At 42.0% G+C, this 23,930-nt stretch carries 20 protein-coding genes and 1 other RNA gene; 13 read left to right on the top strand and 8 right to left on the bottom strand.

Going from position 1 to position 23,930, the window contains the following annotated elements; all coding sequences use genetic code 11:
- The first annotated feature begins 10 nt into the window (after positions 1–10).
- The 3 genes from fabZ (at position 11) to PSR9079_RS19885 (ending at position 1,760) form a co-directional block, all read left to right on the top strand.
- Positions 11–463 carry a 3-hydroxyacyl-ACP dehydratase FabZ gene (gene fabZ, locus PSR9079_RS19895; protein ID WP_145240491.1) on the top strand — a complete coding sequence of 151 codons (453 nt, stop codon included), beginning with the start codon at positions 11–13 and terminating at the stop codon, positions 461–463.
- Positions 464–465: 2 nt separating this feature from the next.
- Positions 466–1,236 carry an acyl-ACP--UDP-N-acetylglucosamine O-acyltransferase gene (gene lpxA, locus PSR9079_RS19890; RefSeq protein WP_149982988.1) on the top strand — a complete coding sequence of 257 codons (771 nt, stop codon included), beginning with the start codon at positions 466–468 and terminating at the stop codon, positions 1,234–1,236.
- A gap of 140 nt (positions 1,237–1,376) precedes the next feature.
- Positions 1,377–1,760: a septal ring lytic transglycosylase RlpA family protein gene (locus PSR9079_RS19885; protein WP_179959229.1), complete on the top strand. Its 384-nt coding sequence runs from the start codon at positions 1,377–1,379 to the stop codon at positions 1,758–1,760.
- Here PSR9079_RS19885 and cydC read toward each other — a convergent pair.
- Genes cydC through PSR9079_RS19860 form a run of 5 tightly spaced genes read right to left on the bottom strand, consistent with a single transcriptional unit; the run spans position 1,757 to position 8,160 of the window.
- The gene (cydC, locus tag PSR9079_RS19880) at positions 1,757–3,490 is read right to left on the bottom strand and encodes a thiol reductant ABC exporter subunit CydC (RefSeq protein ID WP_149982986.1); all 1,734 of its coding nucleotides are present in this window, start codon (positions 3,488–3,490) and stop codon (positions 1,757–1,759) included. The genes PSR9079_RS19885 and cydC overlap by 4 nt on opposite strands.
- Complete coding sequence (gene cydD, locus PSR9079_RS19875) at positions 3,483–5,267, bottom strand: thiol reductant ABC exporter subunit CydD (RefSeq protein ID WP_149982985.1); 1,785 nt, start codon at positions 5,265–5,267, stop codon at positions 3,483–3,485. The genes cydC and cydD overlap by 8 nt, the downstream gene beginning before the upstream one ends.
- Complete coding sequence (gene cydX / locus PSR9079_RS19870) at positions 5,257–5,409, bottom strand: cytochrome bd-I oxidase subunit CydX (protein ID WP_064667585.1); 153 nt, start codon at positions 5,407–5,409, stop codon at positions 5,257–5,259. The genes cydD and cydX overlap by 11 nt, the downstream gene beginning before the upstream one ends.
- Positions 5,410–5,422: 13 nt before the next feature.
- Entirely contained in the window at positions 5,423–6,562 is a 1,140-nt protein-coding gene (cydB, locus tag PSR9079_RS19865) for a cytochrome d ubiquinol oxidase subunit II (protein WP_149982984.1), read from the bottom strand.
- Positions 6,559–8,160 carry a cytochrome ubiquinol oxidase subunit I gene (locus PSR9079_RS19860; RefSeq protein ID WP_149982983.1) on the bottom strand — a complete coding sequence of 534 codons (1,602 nt, stop codon included), beginning with the start codon at positions 8,158–8,160 and terminating at the stop codon, positions 6,559–6,561. Before PSR9079_RS19860 ends, cydB begins: the two co-directional genes overlap by 4 nt.
- Before the next feature lie 378 nt (positions 8,161–8,538).
- On the opposite strand from PSR9079_RS19860, the gene lpxB reads away from it, so the two are divergent.
- The 6 genes from lpxB to PSR9079_RS19830 all read left to right on the top strand — a co-directional run bounded on the left by lpxB (position 8,539) and on the right by PSR9079_RS19830 (position 16,568).
- The gene (gene lpxB / locus PSR9079_RS19855) at positions 8,539–9,696 is read left to right on the top strand and encodes a lipid-A-disaccharide synthase (RefSeq protein ID WP_149982982.1); all 1,158 of its coding nucleotides are present in this window, start codon (positions 8,539–8,541) and stop codon (positions 9,694–9,696) included.
- Entirely contained in the window at positions 9,686–10,282 is a 597-nt protein-coding gene (rnhB, locus tag PSR9079_RS19850; RefSeq protein ID WP_149982981.1) for a ribonuclease HII, read from the top strand. The genes lpxB and rnhB overlap by 11 nt, the downstream gene beginning before the upstream one ends.
- Positions 10,282–13,773 (top strand): DNA polymerase III subunit alpha, encoded by a 3,492-nt coding sequence (dnaE, locus tag PSR9079_RS19845; RefSeq protein ID WP_145240506.1) that lies wholly within the window; start codon positions 10,282–10,284, stop codon positions 13,771–13,773. The genes rnhB and dnaE overlap by 1 nt, the downstream gene beginning before the upstream one ends.
- A 16-nt stretch (positions 13,774–13,789) precedes the next feature.
- On the top strand, positions 13,790–14,746 hold the full coding sequence (gene accA, locus PSR9079_RS19840) for an acetyl-CoA carboxylase carboxyl transferase subunit alpha (protein ID WP_145240508.1): 957 nt from the start codon (positions 13,790–13,792) through the stop codon (positions 14,744–14,746).
- A 170-nt stretch (positions 14,747–14,916) separates the two neighbouring features.
- A complete protein-coding gene (gene tilS / locus PSR9079_RS19835; RefSeq protein ID WP_149982980.1) occupies positions 14,917–16,224 on the top strand; it encodes a tRNA lysidine(34) synthetase TilS in 1,308 nt (435 codons plus the stop codon).
- A complete protein-coding gene (locus tag PSR9079_RS19830; protein ID WP_149982979.1) occupies positions 16,221–16,568 on the top strand; it encodes a hypothetical protein in 348 nt (115 codons plus the stop codon). The genes tilS and PSR9079_RS19830 overlap by 4 nt, the downstream gene beginning before the upstream one ends.
- A 48-nt stretch (positions 16,569–16,616) precedes the next feature.
- On the opposite strand, the gene PSR9079_RS19825 is transcribed toward PSR9079_RS19830, so the two are convergent.
- Positions 16,617–17,513, bottom strand: a complete 897-nt coding sequence (locus PSR9079_RS19825) for a diguanylate cyclase (RefSeq protein WP_149982978.1) — start codon at positions 17,511–17,513, stop codon at positions 16,617–16,619.
- Between the two features lie 150 nt (positions 17,514–17,663).
- Here PSR9079_RS19825 and PSR9079_RS19820 point away from each other — a divergent pair, with 150 nt between their 5' ends.
- The gene (locus PSR9079_RS19820) at positions 17,664–19,640 is read left to right on the top strand and encodes a monovalent cation:proton antiporter family protein (RefSeq protein ID WP_149982977.1); all 1,977 of its coding nucleotides are present in this window, start codon (positions 17,664–17,666) and stop codon (positions 19,638–19,640) included.
- Positions 19,641–19,654: 14 nt separating this feature from the next.
- On the opposite strand, the gene PSR9079_RS19815 is transcribed toward PSR9079_RS19820, so the two are convergent.
- Positions 19,655–20,800: a patatin-like phospholipase family protein gene (locus tag PSR9079_RS19815; RefSeq protein WP_149982976.1), complete on the bottom strand. Its 1,146-nt coding sequence runs from the start codon at positions 20,798–20,800 to the stop codon at positions 19,655–19,657.
- Between the two features lie 184 nt (positions 20,801–20,984).
- Between PSR9079_RS19815 and PSR9079_RS19810 the strand changes: the two genes are divergently transcribed.
- Together PSR9079_RS19810 and ffs are read left to right on the top strand one after the other, a co-directional pair.
- On the top strand, positions 20,985–21,860 hold the full coding sequence (locus PSR9079_RS19810) for a DUF3014 domain-containing protein (protein ID WP_145240520.1): 876 nt from the start codon (positions 20,985–20,987) through the stop codon (positions 21,858–21,860).
- 140 nt (positions 21,861–22,000) lie between these two features.
- Positions 22,001–22,097, top strand: an RNA gene (gene ffs, locus PSR9079_RS19805) — signal recognition particle sRNA small type.
- A 187-nt stretch (positions 22,098–22,284) separates the two neighbouring features.
- Here ffs and PSR9079_RS19800 read toward each other — a convergent pair.
- Positions 22,285–23,256 carry an integron integrase gene (locus tag PSR9079_RS19800; protein WP_149983047.1) on the bottom strand — a complete coding sequence of 324 codons (972 nt, stop codon included), beginning with the start codon at positions 23,254–23,256 and terminating at the stop codon, positions 22,285–22,287.
- 237 nt (positions 23,257–23,493) lie between these two features.
- On the opposite strand from PSR9079_RS19800, the gene PSR9079_RS19795 reads away from it, so the two are divergent.
- Positions 23,494–23,796: an immunity protein TriTu family protein gene (locus PSR9079_RS19795; RefSeq protein ID WP_149982975.1), complete on the top strand. Its 303-nt coding sequence runs from the start codon at positions 23,494–23,496 to the stop codon at positions 23,794–23,796.
- Positions 23,797–23,930: the final 134 nt, after the last annotated feature.

Genomic DNA, 23,930 nt, shown 5'->3' with positions numbered 1-23,930 from the left:
GGATGCTATTTTGGCAAACGAATTAAATAGCCTTGATATACAAGAAATTTTAAGCTTACTTCCGCATCGTTACCCGATGCTACTAGTTGACCGTGTGCTTGATTACACCCCAGGTGAATCATTACATGCAATTAAGAACGTAACTTTTAATGAACCGATTTTTACCGGCCATTTCCCTAACCAGCCAATTTTTCCTGGTGTATTAATTTTAGAAGCCATGGCACAGGCAACCGGTTTATTGGGTTTTAAAACTGTCGAAAATCGCAGTGAAAATGAACTATATTTATTTGCAGCGATAGATAATGCGCGCTTTAAACAACCAGTAACGCCTGGTGACACCATGCATTTACACGTTCAATTTTTAAAAGAGCGTCGTAATATTTGGAAGTTTGCAGCAGAAGCAAAAGTTGATGGCAAAATAGTATGTAGTGCCGAAATCATGTGTGCGAGAAGAGAGCTTTAATTGTGATCCATCCTACAGCGATAATCGAACCAGGTGCAAAGTTAGGTAATAATGTATCGGTTGGCCCGTATAGCTACATTGGCAACGATGTGGTTATTGGTGACAATTGCATTATCGAATCTCATGTTGTGGTCAAAGGCCCGTCAACAATAGGTTCAGGCAATCATATATTTCAATTTGCGTCTGTAGGTGAAGCCTGCCAAGACAAAAAATATAATAATGAGCCAACCACACTTATCATTGGCGATAACAATGTTATTCGTGAATGCGCTACCATCCACCGAGGTACAATTCAAGACCAAGGTGTGACTAAGATTGGCAGCAATAACTTATTTATGGCTTACACTCACGTAGCCCATGATGCGGTGATTGGCGATAACGTTATTTTTGCTAATAATGCATCTGTTGCAGGCCATGTACATATTGGTGACTGGGTTATCTTAGCGGGTAATTCAGGTATTCATCAGTTTTGTAAAGTGGGGGCACATGCCTTTGTTGGTATGTACTCTGGCGTCAACAAAGATGTGCCGCCGTTTGTAACAACTATAGGTACGCCAGCAGGTCCTGTTGCAATTAATACTGAAGGCATGAAGCGCCGTGGCTTTGAAAGCGATGAAGTTATGGCAACACGTCGTGCTTATAAAACACTATACCGCAAGAGTTTAGGTGTTGAAGAGGCAATTGCAGCGCTTGCTGATGATGCCGCTAAGTACCCAGCAGTACAGTTAATGGTTGATTTTGTGAAAAATTCTGAACGCGGTATTATTCGTTAATTCGTTTATGCAGTGTATAAAAGCCACCAGTTATTAAGTTAACTTGGTGGCTTTTTTGTATTCACTGTTTTGTATTTACTTTAATTCAGTTGCAGCTCAGTTGATACCTGCTACCTTTATGCATTCTAAGGGAGCGTTGAATTTTGATTAAAGCACTTTTAATTAGCTTATCACTGGCTATTTTAGCTGGCTGTAGTAGCTCGCCGACAAACTATTCTGCAACAAGCACAGGTATTCGTGAGCAGGGAAATGCTAGCTTTTATGCCGATAAATACCATGGTCGGCTGACCGCTAGTGGTGAAAAGTTTGACCAACAAGCCATGACTGCGGCGCACAAACAGCTCCCTTTTAACAGCAAAGTTAAAGTCACAAACACAGCAAATAACCGTTCAGTGGTCGTTAGAGTGAATGATCGCGGTCCTTTTATTCGCGGGCGTATCATCGATTTAACAAAGCATGCGTTTGAGCAACTCGCAGAGCCAAGCTCGGGCGTTATTAACGTAACCGTTGAAGTAATTGATTAAAAGCGTGTGATCAAGTTCACGTACTCAGGTTGCTCTGCTAATAGTTGCTGATGCGTTGCAATCGCTTTTATTTGCCCTTGCTCTAACCAAATTACGTTATCCATATTGGCAAGTAAGGCAGGGTCGTGAGTTATGCTGATCACAGTACAGTGCCCCATGCTGGTTAATATCGCATCCATAACTTGATGCTTAGATTGATTGTCGAGGCCTTCGGTTGGCTCATCAAGCACTAAAATAGCCGGTGCTCTGAGTAAGGCTTGCGCTAACGCTAAACGCCGCGATTGTCCGCGCGACAAACTTCTGCCACCTGTGCCTAAGCGGGTGTCTAATCTTAGTTTTAACTCGCTAAGCCAATCACCTAACTGTGTTTGTTGACAGGCTGTACGCATTTGTTGTTTAGTTGCTGAGGGCGCCGCATAGCGTAAGTTTTCAGCAATGGTGCCATCAAAAATATGATGTTGTTGTGCGACGATGTTAATCAGTTCGCAGCGATTTTGTTGACTGATCGCGTTAATTGCTATGGTTTTGTCTGCTGAAGTTAGATTTATTTCACCATTTTGCTGTGGCCATAAACCACTGAGTAAATTAACCAGTGTACTTTTCCCGCTGCCGCTTTGGCCTACAATCGCGACTTTTTGCAGTGGCTCAATAGCAAAACTTAAGTTGTTAAGCGCAAAAGTATCACTGTGGTAACAATAACTAAGACCTTTAAATTCAAGCCCTAAAGGTTGCACTGATAACGACTCCTGAACGCTTGTAGTTTCAGGGTGCAGTTTATCTTCTAAATCAAAAATACGCTTTGCAGCGCTTAGCGCTACGGGCAATTGAATAAACGCATTTGGCAGCGTTAGCACCGTTTCAAAACTAGCAAGCACAAATAAACTAAGCATTGCCAGTTCAACATTGGCCATAGCTCCGCTGTAAACTAGCGGTGCAATTATCATAATGGCACCGAGCATACTCAGTTGTACTATTAATAGTGATACGCCATTACTATGTGCTTCGGCGCTATGGCGAACAAATAGTTGCTGATTATAGCGTTCACTGGCTGCCCGACATTGCTGAATTTGTTGCTCGGTGGCTTGATAGATAGCCAGCTCTCGTAAGCCACTTAGGGTATCTGATAATTCAGCACGTAAAGTCGCCGAATAGTGAGTTTCGAGGTTGGCAGTTTGCTGAAGTTGTTTACTTAGTATGAGCGGCAGGGCAACGCCTACTATTAAGAGTGCAGTAAAGCATATTAGCGCAACATTACTGTTGTAGGCTGCCATAATTGCAACCACAATTGGCACGCTGATTAGCGCAACAATCATCGGTAATAATACGTTTAAGTAAAATTTATCGAGCGCTTCAACATCATTTTGCATGCGGTTAAATAGATCCGCGCTGCGGCTCATGGCTAAATCAACGTTACTTAACTGACTCAAAGTGTTAAAGACACTGACGCGAATTTCACTTAACAATAAAAAGGTGGCGTTGTGAGTGACTAAGCGTTCGCCATAGCGTGAGGCCGTGCGTACTATCGCTAAAAACCGAATGACGCCAGCGGGGGTAAAGTAATTCATTTGCGTGCCAGCCAAGCCAGCCGCAGCCATAGCGGCTAAAAACCAGCCAGATATAGCCAATAAGCCAACGTTTGCCAGCACTGTTAAGGTTGCTAAAAATGCCCCTAACAGCATTGCACCTAGGTGCGGTCTACACAGTTTTAATAAACGTAAAAAATTAGTCATGCTGTTTACTCCTTGCATGCACTAAATCATACAGCGCGCCTTGGTTATCGATGAGGGTTTTAAAGCTACCTTGTTCAATAACAGCACCATCTTTCATTACAATAACTTGTTTAGCTTGTGCAATGGTATTTAAGCGATGTGCTATCACCACAACGAGATGTTGCTGTGCATAATGATTGATAGCCGCTTGCACCTGTTGCTCAGTTTGGCTATCGAGGTGTGCGGTTGGCTCATCAAGGATCAAAATTGGCGCTTGTTTTAAAAATGCCCGAGCTAAAGCGATCCGTTGTTTTTGCCCGCCTGAGAGTCCTTCGCCTTGTTCACCAATTTGAGTGTCAAAGCCCTCTGGTAATTGATTGATAAACTCAAGTGCACCAGCTTGCTCTGCTGCAGTTTCTAGCTGCGTGAGTGTGGCATCCGGTTTGGCCAATAGTAAGTTAGCTTTGACACTGTTAAATAATAAAGTAGGTTGTTGTGGGATCCAGGCAATATGTTGCTGCCATTGCTTAATATGTGATGCGGCTAGTTGTTGCTGATTTACCGTAATTGCACTGATCACCTGAGGATGAAACCCTAATAAACAATCGAGTAAGGTGCTTTTACCAGCACCACTTTGACCAACGATGGCATGCAGGCCTGTGCCTGCAAATGTTAGGTTTATATTGTTAACGCCTTCATTACTTTGTGGGTAATGAAAATTTAAATTATCAATATTGAGTTGTTCGATACTTGGTAAGTTTAAGCTATTTTGAGTATTTGGTTGTATGTTCTCAAGATCCTTAGCAGGGAGTGGCTCATTTAATATTTTTAGCATATCAGCGGCGGCACTAATCCCTTCTAATCGGGCATGGTAATGGCTGCCGAGTTGGCGCAGCGGTAAATAAAACTCCGGAGCAAGTAACAGTACAACAAAGCCGGTCGAAAAATCTAAGGTACCAAAAAACAACCGAAAACCGATTATCACCGCTACTAACGCGACACTAATGGTCGCTAAAAACTCGAGTGCGAAAGATGATAAAAATGCGATTTTTAATACGTTTAAAGTCGCATGGCGAAAGTCATCGGAAATTTTGGCAATTTGTTTTAGTTCGCGCGTAGTCGCATTAAATAACTTTAGTTGGGTTAAGCCTTGTAAGCGGTCAAAAAAGTAATTACCCAACACAGCTAGTTGTTGCCAACGTTGTTGATTCAGTTGTTCTGCTTTGTGGCCAACCAAAATCATAAAAAACGGAATTAGGGGGGCGGTGAATAAAAAAATCAACCCAGCTTTCCAATCGGTAGGAAAAATCACCATCAGGATAGCCAAAGGAATAAGCGCACTGTAAGCCACACTCGGTAAATAATTAGCATAATAATCGTGCAGTGCTTCAACACCATTGTGTAGGGTGTTTAAAGTCGCGCCATGACCTTGTTGTTCAATATAACTTGGCCCAAGTAAGGTGAGTTTCTCGAGTAAAGCATGGCGCATTGTAGTTTTAATTTTAAGTGCGGCTTGGGCACTTATGCGCTGCGAAAATCCAAGTAATATTCCGCGCCCTAAAATCAATGCTGCTAATGGCCAAAGTAAAGGGGTAATAGTGGCTAAATTGGCGTGTTCAAACATCACTAAATGAATTGATCGTGCCACTAAATAAGCACTGGCAATCATCAATAATGCGTTAAATGTTCCTAGCGCAATACTGACTTTTAAAAGACTGCCTGCGTGATTGGAATGCGTTTTTAAAAACGCGCGCAGCGTAGTTTGCTGCGCGCGATTTGGTCGGGGGTTAGTCGTCATTTTGGCGATTAAGCCTATCGTGTAATTCTTGTTCGTCGTCAGCGATACTGTCTTTGTTCTGGCCAAATTCGTACCACATAACGTTGATCACACCTAACGTACAGGCTAATAAAACACCGAGTATCCAAGCAAAATACCACATAGATCAAATCTCCTTAGTAACTGCCATGGCTGTTATTTTCAATTTCTTCTACGGTTACTTTACGCCACATTTTCACATAACACCATGTGGTGTAAAGTAAAATAAGTGGCACAAAAATACTTACTGCAATAAACATTACATTCAATGTTCTATGGCTAGAAACCGCATCCCATATTGTTAAACTAATATCAGGGTGATTACTTGATGGCATAATAAATGGGAATAAGGACATTCCAGCCGTCATGATCACACCGCCAAGCATAAAGCTTGTTGCTATTAATGCCAGCCCCGGTCTATTAATTTTTGAACATATCCACGCTAATACAGCCATTAAAAAAGCGACTGCAGGGAACAGCATAGTTAAAGGCATTTGTTGATAATTGTTTAACCAAGCACCTGCAGAGGTGGTTACTGTTTTATCTAGTGGGTTTGCAAAGCCTTGCGTATCACCCATCGAGATTATTTGGTAACCATCAAGATTAGCAATCCAAATACCTGCAACAGCAAATAACACGATGAATGCTAACAGTGCATAACGACCATATTGCGCTGAGCGACGAGCAACATCACTGTCTGTACGCAGCTGTAACCACATACCGCCATGGGCAAGTAACATAGTTACGCTGATCAAGCCGGCTAATAAGGCAAATGGATTTAATAATGCAAAGAAAGATCCTTGGTAGCTGGTTCTAAGGTATTCATCAATACTAAATGGCACACCTAAAAACAGATTGCCAAAGGCCACGCCAAATACCAGAGCAGGAATAGCACTACCAGCAAATAAGCCCCAATCCCAATTGTTACGCCAGCGTGGAGAGTCAATTTTGCTGCGATAGTCAAAACCCAAAGGTCTAAAAAATAAGGCAAACAATACCAACATCATAGCAAAGTAAAAGCCCGAAAATGCAGCCGCATAAACCATCGGCCACGCTGCAAATAAGGCACCCCCTGCGGTGATAAACCATACTTGGTTACCATCCCAGTGTGGACCTACCGTATTGATCACCACACGGCGTTCACTGTCGGTTTTACCAACTAACTTGATAAGCATAGCCACGCCCATGTCCATACCATCGGTGATTGCAAAACCAATTAACAATACGCCGATGATAACCCACCAAAGTAACTTTAACGTTTCATAATCGAAAATCATGATTTTGCTCCTTGCTCGTCAGTTATTTGGTCGCCATTAGTATGCTCATCTAAATGTTCAAAGTGATATTTACCAGTGTGCAATGAACTTGGTCCTATTTTTACAAATCGCAGCATCAGCCAGCCTTCGACAATAGCAAGGCCGGTGTAGAATACGATAAAGCCGGTTAAGCTTATTAAAATATCATTGACAGTCAGTGACGAGGTCGCTAAAAAGGTCGGCAGTATTTCTGAAATTGCCCACGGCTGACGGCCATACTCGGCAACTATCCAGCCAAATTCAATTGCTATCCAAGGTAGAGGGATACTCCACACCGCAGCCCACAATAACCAACGTTTTTGTTCAATCACACGATGTGCATTGTAATAAAAAGACAATACAAATACGCCCAGCATAATCACACCACAGCCAACCATGATCCTAAATGACCAAAACATCGGGCCTACTTGAGGGAACGAATCTTTAACGGCTTGCTGAATTTGTGCTTCAGTTGCATCCACTACATTTGGTGTATAACGCTTTAACAATAAGCCGTAGCCTAAATCAGCTTTGAGGGTGTCAAACTTTGCAATATTCTCAGCTGAGTCATCACCACTGCGCAGTTTTTCAAGGTATTTATAAGCGATCATACCGTTACGAATACGCACTTCGTGTTGTTTTTCTAAATCATTAATGCCGATGACTTGCTCATCTAGCGAGCGGGTCGCTATTAAGCCTAGTGCATACGGGATTTTAACGGCAGCATGGGTCACTTGTTTATCGGAATCAGGGATCCCAACTAACGTAAACGCAGCGGGTGCTTCCTCGGTGTGCCATTCAGCTTCAATGGTTGCCAGTTTTACTTTTTGTACTTCACCGACTTCATAGCCTGATTCATCGCCAAGTAAAATAACACACAATACTGAGGCTAAACCAAAGCCGCTGGCGACTGAAAAAGAGCGTTTTGCAAAAGCGAGATCACGGCCCTTAAGGATATACCAACTACTGATCCCCAATACGAACATGGATGCGGCAACATAGCCCGCAGACACAGTATGAATAAACTTAACTTGTGCGACAGGGTTAAACACAAGCTCGGCAAAACTAGTCATTTCCATGCGCATAGTTTGATAGTTAAATTCAGCACCGACAGGATTTTGCATCCAACCATTAGCGACTAATATCCACAGCGCAGACATATTAGTACCAATAGCCATTAAAAAGGTTGCACCTAAATGCTGGCGTTTACTGAGCCGCTCCCAGCCTAAAAAGAACATACCCACAAAGGTCGATTCTAAAAAGAATGCCATTAACCCTTCTATCGCAAGGGGAGCGCCAAATACATCGCCCACATAATGAGAGTAATAAGACCAGTTAGTACCAAATTCAAACTCCATGGTAAGGCCTGTGGCTACACCAATGGCGAAGTTAATGCCAAATAGTTTACCCCAAAACTTGGTCATATCACGGTAGATTTCTCGGCCGGTCATTACATAAACCGACTCCATGATCACTAAAATCCAGGTCATACCTAGAGTCAGTGGTACAAATAAAAAGTGAAACAGGGCGGTGACAGCAAACTGTAATCGCGATAGATCCACAAAGGTTTCATCTATCATTTTTTATAGCTCCTTGTATGTGCGGGCGAGTCACAAAACAAATAAAGTAAGCAAAAGTTAGTTAATGAAGTTTCAGTAATTATTGAAACTTTATGCATTATTCTCTTTTGGTTAATTATTGTCAATCACAACATGGATAAATATTACCCCATTATGATTAATGCGACGCTTTTTAATCAGCTTTAGTTAGTGAAACACAGAGCTTAACTATTTACCAATATATGTTTGAAAAACAGGCAAATAGTTCTAATTGTATCAGTAAAGGTACGTTGCTGAAGGTTTCTCTAATTTATTCAGGGTGTGTCATTTAATCGCGCAGTAAAACAAGCTAGACTACTGCCTATGACCGTCTTGTTGACTTGTGAATAAAAAACAGCCATGAATAAAGATAAACAGCCACTACGTATAGCGATTGTAGTTGGAGAGCTCTCTGGTGATATTTTAGGTGAAGGCCTAATTAAAGCATTGAAACAGCGCTACCCTGATGCCATTTTTGAAGGTATTGCAGGGCCGAAAATGCAGGCGCAAGGCTGTAGTAGCTTATTTGATATGGAAGAGTTAGCTGTAATGGGCTTAGTGGAAGTGCTAGGCCGATTACCGCGGTTATTAAAAATTCGCAAGCAACTAGTCCAACACTTTATTGATAACCCGCCAGACGTTTATATAGGTATTGATGCACCTGACTTTAATTTACGGGTTGAAAAGCCGTTAAAAGATGCTGGGATTAAAACGATTCAATATGTAAGTCCATCAGTGTGGGCATGGCGAGAAAAACGTATCCACAAAATCAGCGCTGCAACCAATATGGTGCTGGCTTTATTACCGTTTGAAAAAGCATTTTACGATAAACATAATGTGCCATGTACTTTTGTTGGCCATACACTGGCTGATGATATTGCCCTTAAGCATGACGACAGCGCAGCGCGTCAACAATTGGGTTTAAGCCTTGATGATAAAGTACTGGCATTATTGCCAGGTAGTCGAGGCTCAGAAGTAGGGTTGCTTAGTGAAACTTACCTTAAAACAGCGGCCGGGCTACAAGCTAAAAATCCTGATTTAAAAATAGTGGTGCCATTAGTAAATGAGCAACGCAAAGCACAATTTAGTGCTATTTTGGCAGCTACAGCGCCACAACTAAATATTCAGTTGTTGGATGGGCAATCGAACCTTGCAATGCAAGCGGCAGATGTGATTTTAATTGCATCAGGTACCGCGACCCTGGAAGGCATGCTTTATAAAAAACCTATGGTGGTTGGCTATAAAATAAAATCCCTAAGTTATTGGATTTTTAAAAGTTTATTCACTTTTAATATTAAATACTTTTCGTTACCAAACTTATTAGCTGACGAAGAGCTAGTGCCTGAATTTATGCAGCATGATTGCAGCGTTGAAAACCTAACGAACGCCCTTGAACCAATGCTAAATAGTGATAATCGCGAGTTAAAAGCGCGTTTTTTAGCCATTCACCAGCAAATACGCTTAAATGCTAGTGAGCAAGCAGCCACTGCTGTTGCGGAGATTATAGATGCAAATTGAACGACCTAACCTCAGCTTTATCGCTGGCGTTGACGAAGTCGGCCGTGGGCCATTAGTTGGCGATGTAGTGACCGCTGCGGTGATCCTCGATCCAGCTAAACCGATAGCTGGTCTTGCGGATTCAAAAAAGTTAACCGATAAAAAACGCCAAGCACTAGCAATTGAGATCAAAGAAAAAGCGCTGTGTTGGTCCATTGGCCGATGTAGCCCCACAGAAATCGACGAGTTAAATATTCTCCATGCCACTATGCTGGCAATGACTCGTGCGGTTGAAGGCTTAAGTACCACCCCTGAGTTTGTATTTGTCGATGGCAATCGCCTGCCTGCGCTCAGTATGCCGGCACAAGCCGTAATAAAAGGCGACAGTCTGGTGGCAGAGATCTCAGCAGCATCCATTATTGCTAAAGTTGCCCGTGATGATGAAATGATTGAGCTTGATAAACGCTATCCAGAATATGGTTTTGCAGGTCATAAAGGCTACCCAACCAAGGCACATTTTGCTGCTCTTGAGCAGTACGGCGCCATTAGTGAACATCGTAAAAGCTTTAAACCAGTACAACGTGTACTGGTGATGCAGGAGAAGTAATGGCAGCTCCAGATTTTGTGCATTTACGGGTTCATTCAGACTTTTCAATGGTCGATGGTTTAGCGAAAACTAAACCGATTGTCGCCAAAGCGCAGGAATTACAATTACCGGCATTGGCCATTACCGACCAAATGAACTTATGTGGTTTAGTGCGCTTTTATGACACCGCTCATAATGCGGGTATTAAACCAATTGTTGGTGCTGATTTTTGGTTACACAGCCCAGAGTTTCCAGAAGGGCCTTGTCGGTTAGTTATTTTAGCTAAAGATAATGTCGGTTATAAAAATCTTACCCTTTTAATCTCTAAAGCGTATCAACGTGGGCATTTATTTCATCGCCCTGTTATTGAACGAGATTGGTTAGTTGAGCACAAAGAAGGGCTTATTTTACTCTCTGGTGCCAAAGATGGCGATTTAGGTAAAGCGCTATTAAAAGGCAACCCAGCGACAGTTGAGTCGGTGGTTAGTTTTTATAAACAGCATTTTAGTGATAACTACTATATTGAGTTGATACGTACTAAGCGTACACAAGAAGAAGACTATTTACACTTAGCGGTTGAGCTTGCAACCGTTGAGCAATTGCCAGTGGTGGCTACCAACGAAGTGGTATTTTTGAAGCCTGAAAACTTCGAGGCCCACGAAATACGTGTAGCAATATTTGACGGCTATACGCTTGATGATAAACGCCGACCAAAGCGCTTCTCTGAAGAGCAGTACTTAAAAACCCCAGCACAAATGGCTGAGCTGTTTAGTGATATCCCAGAAGCGCTGCAAAACAGTGTGGAAATCGCCAAACGCTGTAATGTGACGGTGCAGCTTGGTACGTATTTCTTACCAGATTATCCAACTGGCTCATTAAAAATTGAAGACTTCTTGGTGAAAGTATCCCGAGACGGTCTTGAAGAGCGCCTACAGTTTTTATTCCCTGATGAAGCGGACCGAGCAGAAAAACGTGTTGAATACGACGAGCGTTTGCAAATCGAGCTCGATGTAATTAACCAAATGGGTTTCCCTGGTTACTTCTTGATCGTAATGGAGTTCATCCAGTGGAGTAAAGATAACAATATTCCAGTTGGTCCAGGACGTGGTTCAGGTGCGGGTTCGTTAGTGGCTTACGCGCTGAAAATTACCGATCTTGATCCGCTTGAATTTGATTTACTTTTCGAGCGCTTCTTGAACCCTGAACGTGTATCAATGCCGGATTTCGACGTCGATTTCTGTATGGATAGACGCGATGAAGTAATCGATCACGTATCGGCTCTGTATGGACGAGATGCGGTATCACAGATCATTACTTTTGGTACTATGGCAGCAAAAGCGGTAATACGTGATGTTGGCCGAGTACTTGGCCACCCGTACGGATTTGTTGACCGTATATCAAAACTGATCCCAGGCGATCCCGGCATGACGTTGGCAAAAGCGTTTGATGTTGAGCCACGCCTGCAAGAAGCTTACGATGGCGATACAGAAGTAAAAGACTTAATCGATATGTGTCGCATCCTTGAAGGCTGTACACGTAACGCTGGTAAACATGCCGGTGGTGTGGTTATTTCACCGACTACAATTACTGATTTTGCCGCCCTGTATTGTGACGATGAAGGTAAGTTTCCGGTTACTCAGTTTGACAAAAATGACGTAGAGACCGCCGGATTAGTAAAGTTTGACTTCTTAGGTCTACGAACCCTGACCATTTTGCAATGGGCAGTTGATATGACTAATGAGCGCTTAACCCGAGAGGGCAAAGAGTCAATAGATATCAACACCATTCCACTGAATGATAAAAAGAGTATAGAGCTGCTATTAAGAGCAGAAACTACCGCGGTATTCCAACTTGAATCCCGGGGTATGAAAGACTTAGTAAGGCGCTTAAAGCCCGATTGCTTTGAAGATATGATCGCCTTGGTAGCCTTGTTTCGTCCCGGGCCATTACAGTCAGGTATGGTAGATAACTTCATCGACCGAAAACTTGGTCGCGAAGAAATTTCTTATCCAGATGCACAATATCAACACGAAAGCTTAAAGCCTATTTTGGAGCCGACTTACGGCATTATCTTGTATCAAGAACAAGTAATGCAAATTGCTCAGGTACTGGCAGGTTACACCCTAGGTGGCGCCGATATGTTACGTCGTGCAATGGGTAAGAAAAAGCCAGAAGAGATGGCAAAACAGCGTTCAACATTTGAAGATGGTGCGCGAAATAACGGCATTGACGGCGAACTGGCGATTAAGATCTTCGACTTGGTAGAGAAGTTCGCAGGCTACGGTTTCAATAAATCACACTCCGCAGCCTATGCGTTAGTATCGTACCAAACGCTGTGGATGAAAACCCATTATCCTGCTGAATTTATGGCGGCGGTGATGTCGGCTGATATGGATAACACTGAAAAAATCGTCACCTTGGTTGATGAATGTGAGAACATGAAGCTCACTTTATTACCGCCTGATGTAAATGCTGGTGCCTATAAGTTTACAGTAAACCTCAAGGGTGAAATTGTTTATGGTATTGGTGCTATCAAAGGCGTGGGTGAAGCGCCTGTAGATGCAATTTTAGAAGCGCGAAGTAACGGTGGGCCATTTAAAGACCTATTCGATTTTTGTGCGCGGGTAGATTTAAAACGTATCAATAAACGCGTAACCGAAAAACTTATTTACGCCGGTGCGCTTGATCAACTCGGTCCCGAGAAAACGCAACCAGCGCGTGCTACTTTATTGGCAAGCTTAAAAGACGCGATGAAAGCGGCTGATCAGCATCATAAAGCAGAGTCGTTAGGGCAAACTGATTTATTTGGTTTATTAGCGACAGAGCCGGATGAAGTCGAGCAAGCATTTATAAAAGCCACGCCACTGACTGATAACCAATGGCTTGATGGGGAAAAAGAAACCTTAGGCTTATATTTAACCGGGCACCCAATAAATCAGTATCGTAAAGAGCTGAAATATTACACCAGTGGTAAATTAGTGGATTTACAGCCAACTAATCGTGATGTGCAATCAACCGCTGCAGGCCTTGTTATAGCTGCACGTACACTAGTAAATAAAAAGGGAAATCGTTGGGGGCTTGTAACTTTAGATGACAAGAGTGCCCGTATTGATGTACGCTTATTCCCAGAACAGTTTGAAATGTACCAAGATATGCTGCAAATCAACAATATCTTGGTAATATCTGGACAGGTCAGCTTTGATAACTTCTCCGGTGGTATTACAATGACCGCTAGAGACATATGCACCATCGCGCAAGCGCGCGAAAAACGTATTAAAGCGATTAAAATGACGCTAAATATGGTGCAAATCGAAGCCAACTTCTTCGATAAATTACAAAAAGTACTCGAACCTTATAAGTTTGGTACTTGTCCGATTAAGGTTTACTATCAGCGTCCAGATGCGTTGGCACAGTTAACCCTCGGGACAGAATGGTGTGTTACGCCTAGTGATGACTTAATTCATAAGTTATCGTTAATGGCGGCGCAAGATGTAGAACTAGAATTTAACTAATTAGGTAGTTTAGAGCATGAGCCTCAATTATCTTGATTTTGAGCTTCCAATCGCAGAGTTAGAAGCAAAAATTGAAGAGTTACAAAATATAAGCCGCGCTGGCGATTTAGACCTTGAGTTAGAAGAGGAAGTCAGTCGATTAAAAGAGAAAAGCGCTAAAATGAAAGAGGAAATATTCTCTAAATTAGGTGCTTGGCAGGTTTCTCAGTTAGCCCGTCATCCGTTGCGTCCTTATACTCGAGATTATATCGAGCGTATTTTCACGGAATTTGACGAGTTTGCTGGCGATCGTACTTTTGCGAATGATCCGGCAATTTTAGGCGGTGTTGCACGCTTTGAAGGTCAACCAGTGATGGTTATTGGCCAACAAAAAGGCCGTGACACAGCTGAAAAAATTAAACGCAACTTTGGTATGCCAAAGCCTGAAGGTTACCGTAAAGCATTACGCTTAATGGAAATGGCAGAGCGTTTTAAAATGCCAATTATGACCTTTATCGACACCCCAGGTGCATACCCTGGTGTTGGCGCTGAAGAGCGAGGCCAATCTGAAGCAATCGCACGTAACCTTAAAGTGATGGCAGCATTAAAAGTGCCAACAATTTGTACGGTTATTGGTGAAGGTGGCTCAGGTGGTGCTCTAGCCATTGGTGTAGGTGATCGCGTTAACATGTTGCAGTACAGTACTTACTCGGTGATTTCACCAGAAGGTTGTGCATCAATTTTGTGGAAGAGCGCTGATAAAGCACCTCTTGCTGCAGAAGCGATGGGTGTAACCGCTGAGCGTGTTAAAGAGCTTGATTTGATCAACAGCTTAGTTGAAGAGCCATTAGGTGGCGCACACCGTAACTACGAAGGTATGGCGCGTAACCTGAAAAATCAACTTAAGCGCGATTTAGCTGATTTACAAGCTCTGTCACTGGATGAGATGCTTGATCAACGCTATAAACGTTTAATGTCGTTTGGTTATTGTTAAGATAAACAAAACAACCAAATTGATGAAAAAAAGCCGCTATTGCGGCTTTTTTGTTTTAGAATGCTTTGGAGCTAGGAGCTAGGAGCTAGGAGCTAGGAGCTAGGAGCTAGGAGCTAGGAGCTAGGAGCTAGGAGCTAGGAGCACTACTAAATTTAAGTTGATGGTTACTCATGCAAACTACATCGTTATACCAACAAGTAAAAAATGCCATTACGCCTTATACCGATGAGCACAAAACCGCATTTACGGTAGCGCTCTCTGGTGGTGTGGATTCGGTGGTATTACTGCATATAATGAATGCGCTAAAAGCTGAAATACCGCAACTGCAATTAAGCGCTGTTTATGTTAATCATGGTTTAAGTCAGTATGGCGACGATTGGCAGCATTTTTGCGAAAAACTATGTGCAATAGTAAAAGTTCCTTTTTACTCGGCTCAGGTAAAAATCACCAATAAATCACGCACGAGTCTAGAAGAGCTCGCCCGCGATGCTCGGTATCAGGCACTTGATCAGCATAGCCCAAGCGGCAGTATTATTTTGCTAGGGCAGCACTTAAATGATCAACTAGAAACGTTTTTACTGCGGCTAAAACGCGGCTCAGGATTACAAGGCTTAGCATCTATGCGGCAAACTCGCACCTTGAGTTCTGGGCGAGAATGTTTACGGCCACTGCTGAACAGCACTCGACACAGTATTGAACAATTTGCTACCGAGTTTAAGCTTGAGCATATTACCGATGATTCAAATACGGATGAGCGCTTTGATCGCAACTTTATTCGTCAGCAAATAGTGCCTCTATTAAGTGAACGATTTACCGGCTTTGAGAAAAGCGCAGCACGCAGTGTTAACCTTCTTCAACAGCAGCAAGATGTACTTGATGAATACACTCAGTTAGATTTAAGTCAATGCCAAAACACCCAGCAAGGATTAAGTTGTTTACAGCTAGCAAATTTTAGCGCTGCGCGCCAAGCAAATGTTTTGCGTTGTTGGCTTGGACAGTTTACGACGCTTATGCCATCACAACAACAAACTCAGCAAATACTTACACAAGGTTTAACAGCAAAAGCTGATGCGCAGCTACTTATTCAGTTAACCGAAGGGCAAGTACGCCGGCATCAAAACTTTTTATATTTTGTACGTGAAACAAGCGTTCCTGACAGCCAATCACTAACAGCTCAAAAACAGTTACTTTCAGATGGTCGCACCCTCATACAATTATCAGGTATAGGAGTTAGAAAGCCATTGCCTGATGAACACGTTTCTGTTCAGTTTAATTGCCCTCAGGCGCGTATTAAACCGCTTAAAAAACCGGGTCACAACAGCATTAAACATTGGTTTAAAGATGCCAAAGTAGCGCCATGGTTACGTGCTAATGTGCCACTTATTTTTTATAATGAGCAATTAGTTTATGTCGTAGGGCATTTTATAAGTGCAGAACACGCCGATGAAAAAGGTATATTTTGGGAGATAAAAATATGACAACGTCACAGCCACACGTTGGTTTATCACTAGTCAATAAAGCACCGTTAGGGCTTATAGTTACAGCCGTTATAGCGGGCATTGCCACGGTAATGTTTGAGCTGGCGCTATTAACGTTAGCGTATTCGGTTGCAGGTGGTTTGGTGTGTGCGATTATTTTAATTGCGTACTGGTTAGGTAAAGGCGGACTATTTTTTATTGTTGGGGTGAGTATTCCATTATTAATGGTCATTGTTGTACCACTGACCAGCATGGCTGCTTTGTTATACCTAATTAGTGGTTTCTTTTTTGGTTTTTGCTTAGCACTATTAGGCTATAAGTTATTGGTCAAGTCAAAAAGTTAGTATAAGTATCAAAGTAAGGCCTAGGGGGGGAACTAGGCTTACCTTTAATTAATACGCTTTAGCGCAGTTACGCCCTGATGCTTTGGCCTTGTATAAACCTTTATCGGCGCGGGCAAAAATCTCATTCTCACAATCTTTGCTGTTTGCCAAGGTAAATCCAATGCTGGTGGTGACTTCATATTGTTTCATTAAACTTGACTGCGCCACTAACTGCATCACTCGCTGAGCAATCACTTTATTTGTGGTAAATTCAGGATCATCAATTAATACTGCAAACTCATCACCACCAAAACGAAATACAGAATCTGTGCCGCGAATACTACTGCATAAAACGTTGGCAAACTCTTGTAATACGTCATCGCCAATTTTATGACCGTAGCTATCATTAACTTGTTTAAAGTTATCTAAATCTAACAACATTAAACTAAATGGGCGATGATGGCGGCGAAAGCGCTCTAATTTTTGCGTCAAAATAGCATCAAACTGACTACGATTATTAAGCCCTGTTAAGGTGTCTTTAGTCGCTAGTTTTAGTACGCGGCTATACATTAATGCATTGCGTAATGGGTAAACCAATGCGCAGTGTAAGCCAACTAACTTTTGTTCAATATTGCCCGAAAGCGGATATTGGCAAAAATAGATAAGCTGTCCTAAATGTTCATTATTTATGTCTAAATTAAATGAATATGGCGGTTTGCTGTTATCACTATTAGCAATTTGTGCCACCCCAAGAGATGACTGAAACTGCAAGCCTGAAAAATTAATAAGCTGCTTTGCGTGTTCAGCATAAATCGTTAGTAGCTCTTCTATGTTCAACGTTGTTTGCAGTTTCTCGAGCAAACTATGGATAGCTGCGGGCTCATTATTACGGTAATGCTCTGCCGAAAACGGCAGGAACTCGCCACGTGCTGAGATGCGCTGCGTCAAAATATGGACATTTTCCATGGTTTTCTCCCCCTAGGAGTTTGTTATTACTTTCCTAAGCGATTTTTGTGCCACTATTCCAAACTGGCTGAAAAACAGATAGTTGCTATAGTTAACTCTTAAGCAGCTAAAATTTTGACGGTATGGCAATAATATAAATAGGAGGTTTATTTGCAAAGTGTATTGGCTCAAATATTTGGCTTATTACTGGCTGCTGTGGTGCTGGTATGGTTATTTAAGCGCATTGGCTTACCGCCGATCCTCGCCTACCTTGCTACTGGCTTATTAGCGGGTAGTCATGGTATTGGCTGGATGGCGCAAAGTCATGAAATACATTTTGTAGCTGAGCTTGGTATTGTATTTTTATTATTTAGTTTAGGGCTGGAGTTTTCTGTTGGCCGCTTAATGGCAATGCGCAATATTGTATTTGGCTTGGGCACGTTGCAAGTAATAGTTACAAGTATTGTATTTATGCTGATTTTATTGCTGATGGATTTGTCTGTGCTGAGTAGTTTTACTATCGCGACATTAATGGCGCTGTCATCAACAGCGGTGGTGGTTAAATTACTTAAAGAAACCGGCGAACTTAAACAGCGGCGAGGGCAGCTCGCTATCGGAATGTTATTATTTCAAGATATTGCGGTGGTGCCGTTACTGATTACTTTACCTTTACTGGCCCAAAGCAGTGGTACTGAAGGCATTGCCTGGGCGCTGACTTTCGCTTTAACTAAAGGCGCGTTTGTATGTTTGTTGTTATGGATGATAGGCAAGTGGGTATTGCCAAAAGTCTTTAGCGAAGTTGCATTAATGCGCACCGATGAATTGTTTGTTTTGACTACTTTAGTGGTTGCCTTATTTGCCGCAGGCTTAACGTATTTATTTGGCTTATCGATGGCGCTGGGCGCATTTTTAGCAGGAATGATGCTCGGCGAAAGCCAGTACCGACATCAATTAGAAGCTGATATTCGACCATTTCGCGATATTTTAATGGGCCTATTTTTTGTCACTGTCGGCATGCAGCTCGATATTCTATATGTGTTTGGTGTATGGTATTGGATAGTGGCTGCATTAGCGCTAATGCTAGTATTAAAAATTGGTGTTATTACTTTCTTAGCGCAACTGATGGGCGAGCGAAAACAAGATGCAATTGCAGCAGGCATCATGCTGTGGCAAATGGGCGAGTTTGGTTTTGTATTAATTGCGCTTGCTACTAAACACCAATTATTAGCTTTAGATCACGCCTCATTTTTAATTGCTATTGCAGTCATGTCGATGGGCTTAACACCTTATTTAATAGAATCGACGCCTTGGTTATTAAAACAACTTGGGGTATTAAAAACCCCCAGCGGTGAGTGGCAGCAACAGCCTAACAGTAGCACCTTGTATCAAAACCATGTAGTGATCTGTGGGTTCTCTCGGGTTGGGCAAACTATTGCGCGGTTTTTAAAGCCAGAAGCAATAGAGTATGTTGCTGTTGAAAGTAACCCAATACTAGTTCAAGAGGCCAAAGCAGCTGGAGAGCCCGTTATTTTTGGTCATGTAAAACAAAAAGATATTTTAAAATCAGCAGGAGTCGAACGAGCTCGACTAGTGATCATTACTTTCACCGATTTTGAACATGCGCAAATCGTGATCGATGCGATAAAGCAAATAGCTCCTGACGTGAAAATACTGGTACGTATGCGCGATGATAGTCATCTCGAAGCACTCAAAGAGCTTGGCGTGACTGAGGTGGTGCCAGAAACGCTGGAAGCGAGCTTAATGTTAGTGTCGCACGTGTTGTCTATGTCGGGCGTACCAATGTCGCGTATTGTTAGGCGGGTTAGTAAAGAGCGGCGGAATCGCTATCAATTTTTACATGGTTTTTTTGCCGGAGATAAATTTGATAGTGAAGAAAACAATGCCGAGCGGCTTGAGTATTTACACGTAATAGCACTGCCTGAACATGCTTTTGCGGTTGCTAAAAATATTAATGAATTAAATCTCGAAAAACGTAAAGTATCAGTGCGAGCATTACGGCGCAAAGATCGTGAAATTGAGAGTCCATCGCTGCACACTATTTTACTCGCCGGAGATATTCTTGTACTACAAGGTAAACCTCGACGAGTAGAGCGGGTAGAGTGCTATTTACTCGATGGTACGGATTAGTGAATCGTTAACTGTTAATCGAGCTCTAAAAATTCGCGTATCTGTGGCAGTTTCTCTAAACCATCTTTATAACCAATTTCAATCAAATGCTGGGTATAGCGTTTTTCAAACAATAAGTAACTGGTTAAACTCGATTGAGAACGTTTTTTAACCCCGATCATGCGCAGTAATATTTTAATGGCTAAAGGCATATCACCGTAATAGTTTGCAGCAATGGCGTTAAAGTTTTCTGATGGATTGATCACAAAACTTTGTATTTGCTTTAATTCTTGGTGTTTATCACGCCCAGGTAACAAACCTAAAGTTCGGTTAATTCGTTCAAGGCGCTCAAGATCTGACTGTAAGGTGTCGGTAAACACACTGTCGAGCAAATGGCCCGCAATTGAGGATAACCCTGGGAAGTGAGGGAGATAACCCGGCGGATGAGCTTCTTTGGGCTGATCAACACCAATAATAAATATTTTTTCAGCGCCTAAATGGACACATGGACTCAGTGGCGACAATTGGTGAATAGAGCCATCACCAAAGTAGTGGTTGTATACATTTACGCTCGGAAACACCATAGGAATTGCACTGGACGCCATTAAATGTTCAACGTTAATACGGGTCGCTTGGCCTTCGCGTTTAGCGCGCCGCCAAGGTGATTGTGTATTAGATTGAAAAAACGCCACAGAATCACCCGTGGTATAGCTTGATGCGGTGATTGACAGCGCATCTAAATAATTACGGTGTAAATTACGCTCAATGCGAGTTAAATCTAAAATTTCATTAAGTAAATTACGTAAAGGCTGATTATTCAACAAGCTCGCTGGTGGATGATTAATATGTTCAGATTGAAAACTGGTCAGCATGTTACGCATTAAATGGCCAAACACGCTGATAAAATCACTTTTATATACCATTGACGTAGAAAAGTTTTTCCAAACAGATTCCAGTTTACGTACCGCCAAATGGGTGCATGAAGCATAGCTTGCTAGCGCGGCTGAATTGATCGCTCCGGCAGATGTACCATTAATAATAGTAAATGGTAGCGGGGCGGTACGCGGCATACTTTGCGCGAGCGCTTTAAGAACCCCAACTTGGTAAGCGGCACGTGCACCACCACCGGTCAGTAACAGAGCAACTTTAGGTTTGTTTTTATCGATTTGCTTGATTTTCATAGTTGAGTTTCGTCGTTGCAATTAAGCGGTTAAGCGTCTTTACTTTATTTATTAACTGTAAGTCTTTAAGCTAGAAGAATCAAAGGATACCTTAGCTACGTTAATAATTATTAGTGTAGGCTATGAATTAAATCCATTTAGGGTACTCTTACTGTTATCGCATTTTAATATTTATGGAGTTCGTATGTCAGATCAACCATCAGCGTCAGATGTTCAAAAACGTCCACCGAATAATAACCTTTTATTTGCAGGCATCATTTTAATTATTATCATTATTGCTGCAGCGTTTGTGTTATTAAACTCAAGTGATGAGTCACAAACAGCAACCGAAGTTGAGCAACCCGTAGCAGAGCGCCCCATGATGGAGCTAAAACCAGAGAACGATCCGGTTGTTAATGCCCCATCTGTTAATCCTGAAAAGCCTGCTGATTTAGCCGTGCCAACACCACGCCCAGTAGAGCCTGAGCCGCAAGTAGAACCACTACCTACTCTTGATGAAAGCGATCCTGTCGTTGTTGCTAAGTTAGACGAATACTTAGGTGATGCAGCTATGAGTTTGGTTATAAACGACGATGTTATTCGTCGCGGTGTGGTATTTATAGATAATCTTGCCAAAGGTAAAATTGCCCAAAAACACACTCCCGTTATTAAGTTAGAAGAAGGCTTTAGTGTAGTAGAGGGTGATATTCTTACCATTGATCCAAACAGCTATGAGCGTTATACCCCTTATGTAAAAATCTTTACTAGCATGAGTGCAGCACAAATCGTACGTTTATACGATGAGTACAAACCACTTATCAATGATGCATATACAGAAATAGGCTATCAAGGTGATGCGTTTAATCAAACACTTACTGACGCCATAGAATTGCTGCTAGATACCCCAGAGCCAAAAGGGGATATGCCACTGTTACGTGATTCAGTCACTTATCAATATGCTTACTCAGAATGGGAACGCCTACCGGCGGCACAAAAACAACTGCTACGCATGGGCCCTGAAAACATGAAAAAAATAAAAGCTGTACTACGCAACGTAAAAAAAGAGTTAGATAATCAATAATCTTACTTAAATCGTTTAAAAAACAGTGCGATTGTATGTTTAACATGCAATCGCACTTTCTTTTTGTGTTTCCCCTTGAATAACACAGCAAAAGTAGAGATAATCCCTCCCGCGCCAACCAAGGCCCTCAATGGTAGTCTTATTGGTCCTCTCGCAACACTAGCAGGCGAACCTGGTCAGGCCCGGAAGGGAGCAGCCACAGTTTGTGACGTGTGTGCCGAGATGTGGCTGGTAAGACTGCCACCCAAATTCCTCATTTGGGTGTTGTAAATTTCCCTTTTAAATTATCTAAAAATCACCAATACTACGTTCTCACAATGCGCTTTTTGGTGAATTCTCATCAAAATTGTAATGGCATCATTTTTTAATCAAATAGACGTGCTTTTTCATCATACTTTTGGCGTGAAGCGAACATTGATAAAGTTTAAAATATTTTACTTAAGGGGCTCACTACGCAATTTGCTCCTTGCTGTAAAACATGAGTATATATTTGTGTTGTTTTGACATCAGAATGGCCAAGCTGAGCTTGAACTGTTCTGATATCGGCGCCACTTTGCAATAGATGCGTTGCAAATGAATGACGCAAGGTATGCGGTGTTATTATTTTTGTTAATCCCGATTTTTGAACTGCTTTCTTTACTTCTTTTCTTATGCACGAGTGATGAAAATGATGTCGTCTTATTTCACCACTTTGAGGATCTGTACTTAATATATGAGAGGGAAATAAATACTGCCACGCAATTGATTTTGCGGCGCAAGGATATTTTTTTGTTAAAGCATATGGCATCCATACGCCAGCATAATCGGTATTCTTTAAATCAAGTTTTAAATAGTCATCAACGTTTAAAATTTGAGTTCTCAGCATAGGAATTAGCTCTGTGGCCAACGTAACAATACGGTGTTTATTGCCTTTGCCATTCCATACTTGAATACATTTATAATCAAAATCAATATCTTTCACTCTTAATTGCACAGCTTCCATTACTCTTAAACCACTTCCATACATAAGGGCAGCAATTAAATAATAGCGTTTATTTAAATGAGCCATTAATATTTTGACTTCTTCTGGGGTCATCACGACAGGCAGTTTTGCTTGTTTTTTACTGCGAGCAAAATTTAAGTTTAACGACAGCTCATTTTTTATTATGTGCTTATATAAAAATGACAATGAATTGAGAGCCGTTGCTTGCGTACGCGGTGCAACGTTTTGCTTTAACACTAAGTGTTCTAGATAGCGTTCGACTTCATTGTCTCCCATTGAGGCCGGGTGGCGCTTATCATGAAAATGGATATAAGATGCAATCCATCTCAGGTAGGTGTCCACGGTACGTAATGAATACTGACGTACCAACATATAATCAGCGATATAATTTAAAAATGGGGAGCGCGTTTTCATGTCATCACCAATAGTCATGCTGTATATGTGTACAGTGTAGTTGTTTGGCTCCCATATTCAAGAAAATGAGCGACGAGCGCATTTTCTTTTTTCTGAATATCTTTAGGAACAATAAAAAATTATAGCTGGCAATACATTATGTTATTTGTTAAAAATATACTTATTGTATACATGAGCGTGACATCGGCAGAAATATGCGCGACGCGCGCACTACAAAATTGTTATGTTTAAAAAACTATGAATGAGCTATTAAAGCACTTAGAAGTGTGGAAGTTATCAAAGCAGAAAATATTCACTTGTGAGGGCTATGAAGCATCCATCACAGGCGAACTTGGTGATTCCAAGAAAGCACGATACATAGATTTAGATACCGATAAGCTTGTCGCCAGAGCAACCCTTTGGGAAACCGGAGAATTAGAACTTGAAGCGCTTGATATTCACTCTGAAGAAAGAGTGATTCAAAAGTCTTGTGTTGCTCCTGAAATCTGGCAGTTAGACGACGAATTAAACTGGTGGTTAAGTGAAGTTGCCACCTACTAAAAACATAATCGGGTAGCCGGAGGTCTCTAACCTCCAGCCCCCACACCACCCATCATGCGGGTCCGCAATGGGCGGTTCATCTCCCGTAATGAATATTGATCCAAATATCCCTCAATGACACTAAACCTTGTGAA

The organism is Pseudoalteromonas rhizosphaerae (assembly GCF_902498845.1).
In the GTDB taxonomy this organism is placed as follows: domain Bacteria; phylum Pseudomonadota; class Gammaproteobacteria; order Enterobacterales; family Alteromonadaceae; genus Pseudoalteromonas; species Pseudoalteromonas rhizosphaerae.
This window is presented reverse-complemented; position numbering and strand designations above follow the sequence as displayed.

Bases quoted from the DNA above. Each gene is read 5' to 3' on its own strand.
- cydC (WP_149982986.1), bottom strand. From the start codon at position 3,490: ATGACTAATTTTTTACGTTTATTAAAACTGTGTAGACCGCACCTAGGT.
- cydD (WP_149982985.1), bottom strand. From the start codon at position 5,267: ATGACGACTAACCCCCGACCAAATCGCGCGCAGCAAACTACGCTGCGC.
- cydX (WP_064667585.1), bottom strand. From the start codon at position 5,409: ATGTGGTATTTTGCTTGGATACTCGGTGTTTTATTAGCCTGTACGTTA.
- cydB (WP_149982984.1), bottom strand. From the start codon at position 6,562: ATGATTTTCGATTATGAAACGTTAAAGTTACTTTGGTGGGTTATCATC.
- PSR9079_RS19860 (WP_149982983.1), bottom strand. From the start codon at position 8,160: ATGATAGATGAAACCTTTGTGGATCTATCGCGATTACAGTTTGCTGTC.
- lpxB (WP_149982982.1), top strand. From the start codon at position 8,539: ATGAATAAAGATAAACAGCCACTACGTATAGCGATTGTAGTTGGAGAG.
- rnhB (WP_149982981.1), top strand. From the start codon at position 9,686: ATGCAAATTGAACGACCTAACCTCAGCTTTATCGCTGGCGTTGACGAA.
- dnaE (WP_145240506.1), top strand. From the start codon at position 10,282: ATGGCAGCTCCAGATTTTGTGCATTTACGGGTTCATTCAGACTTTTCA.
- accA (WP_145240508.1), top strand. From the start codon at position 13,790: ATGAGCCTCAATTATCTTGATTTTGAGCTTCCAATCGCAGAGTTAGAA.
- tilS (WP_149982980.1), top strand. From the start codon at position 14,917: ATGCAAACTACATCGTTATACCAACAAGTAAAAAATGCCATTACGCCT.
- PSR9079_RS19830 (WP_149982979.1), top strand. From the start codon at position 16,221: ATGACAACGTCACAGCCACACGTTGGTTTATCACTAGTCAATAAAGCA.
- PSR9079_RS19825 (WP_149982978.1), bottom strand. From the start codon at position 17,513: ATGGAAAATGTCCATATTTTGACGCAGCGCATCTCAGCACGTGGCGAG.
- PSR9079_RS19815 (WP_149982976.1), bottom strand. From the start codon at position 20,800: ATGAAAATCAAGCAAATCGATAAAAACAAACCTAAAGTTGCTCTGTTA.
- PSR9079_RS19810 (WP_145240520.1), top strand. From the start codon at position 20,985: ATGTCAGATCAACCATCAGCGTCAGATGTTCAAAAACGTCCACCGAAT.
- PSR9079_RS19800 (WP_149983047.1), bottom strand. From the start codon at position 23,256: ATGAAAACGCGCTCCCCATTTTTAAATTATATCGCTGATTATATGTTG.
- PSR9079_RS19795 (WP_149982975.1), top strand. From the start codon at position 23,494: ATGAATGAGCTATTAAAGCACTTAGAAGTGTGGAAGTTATCAAAGCAG.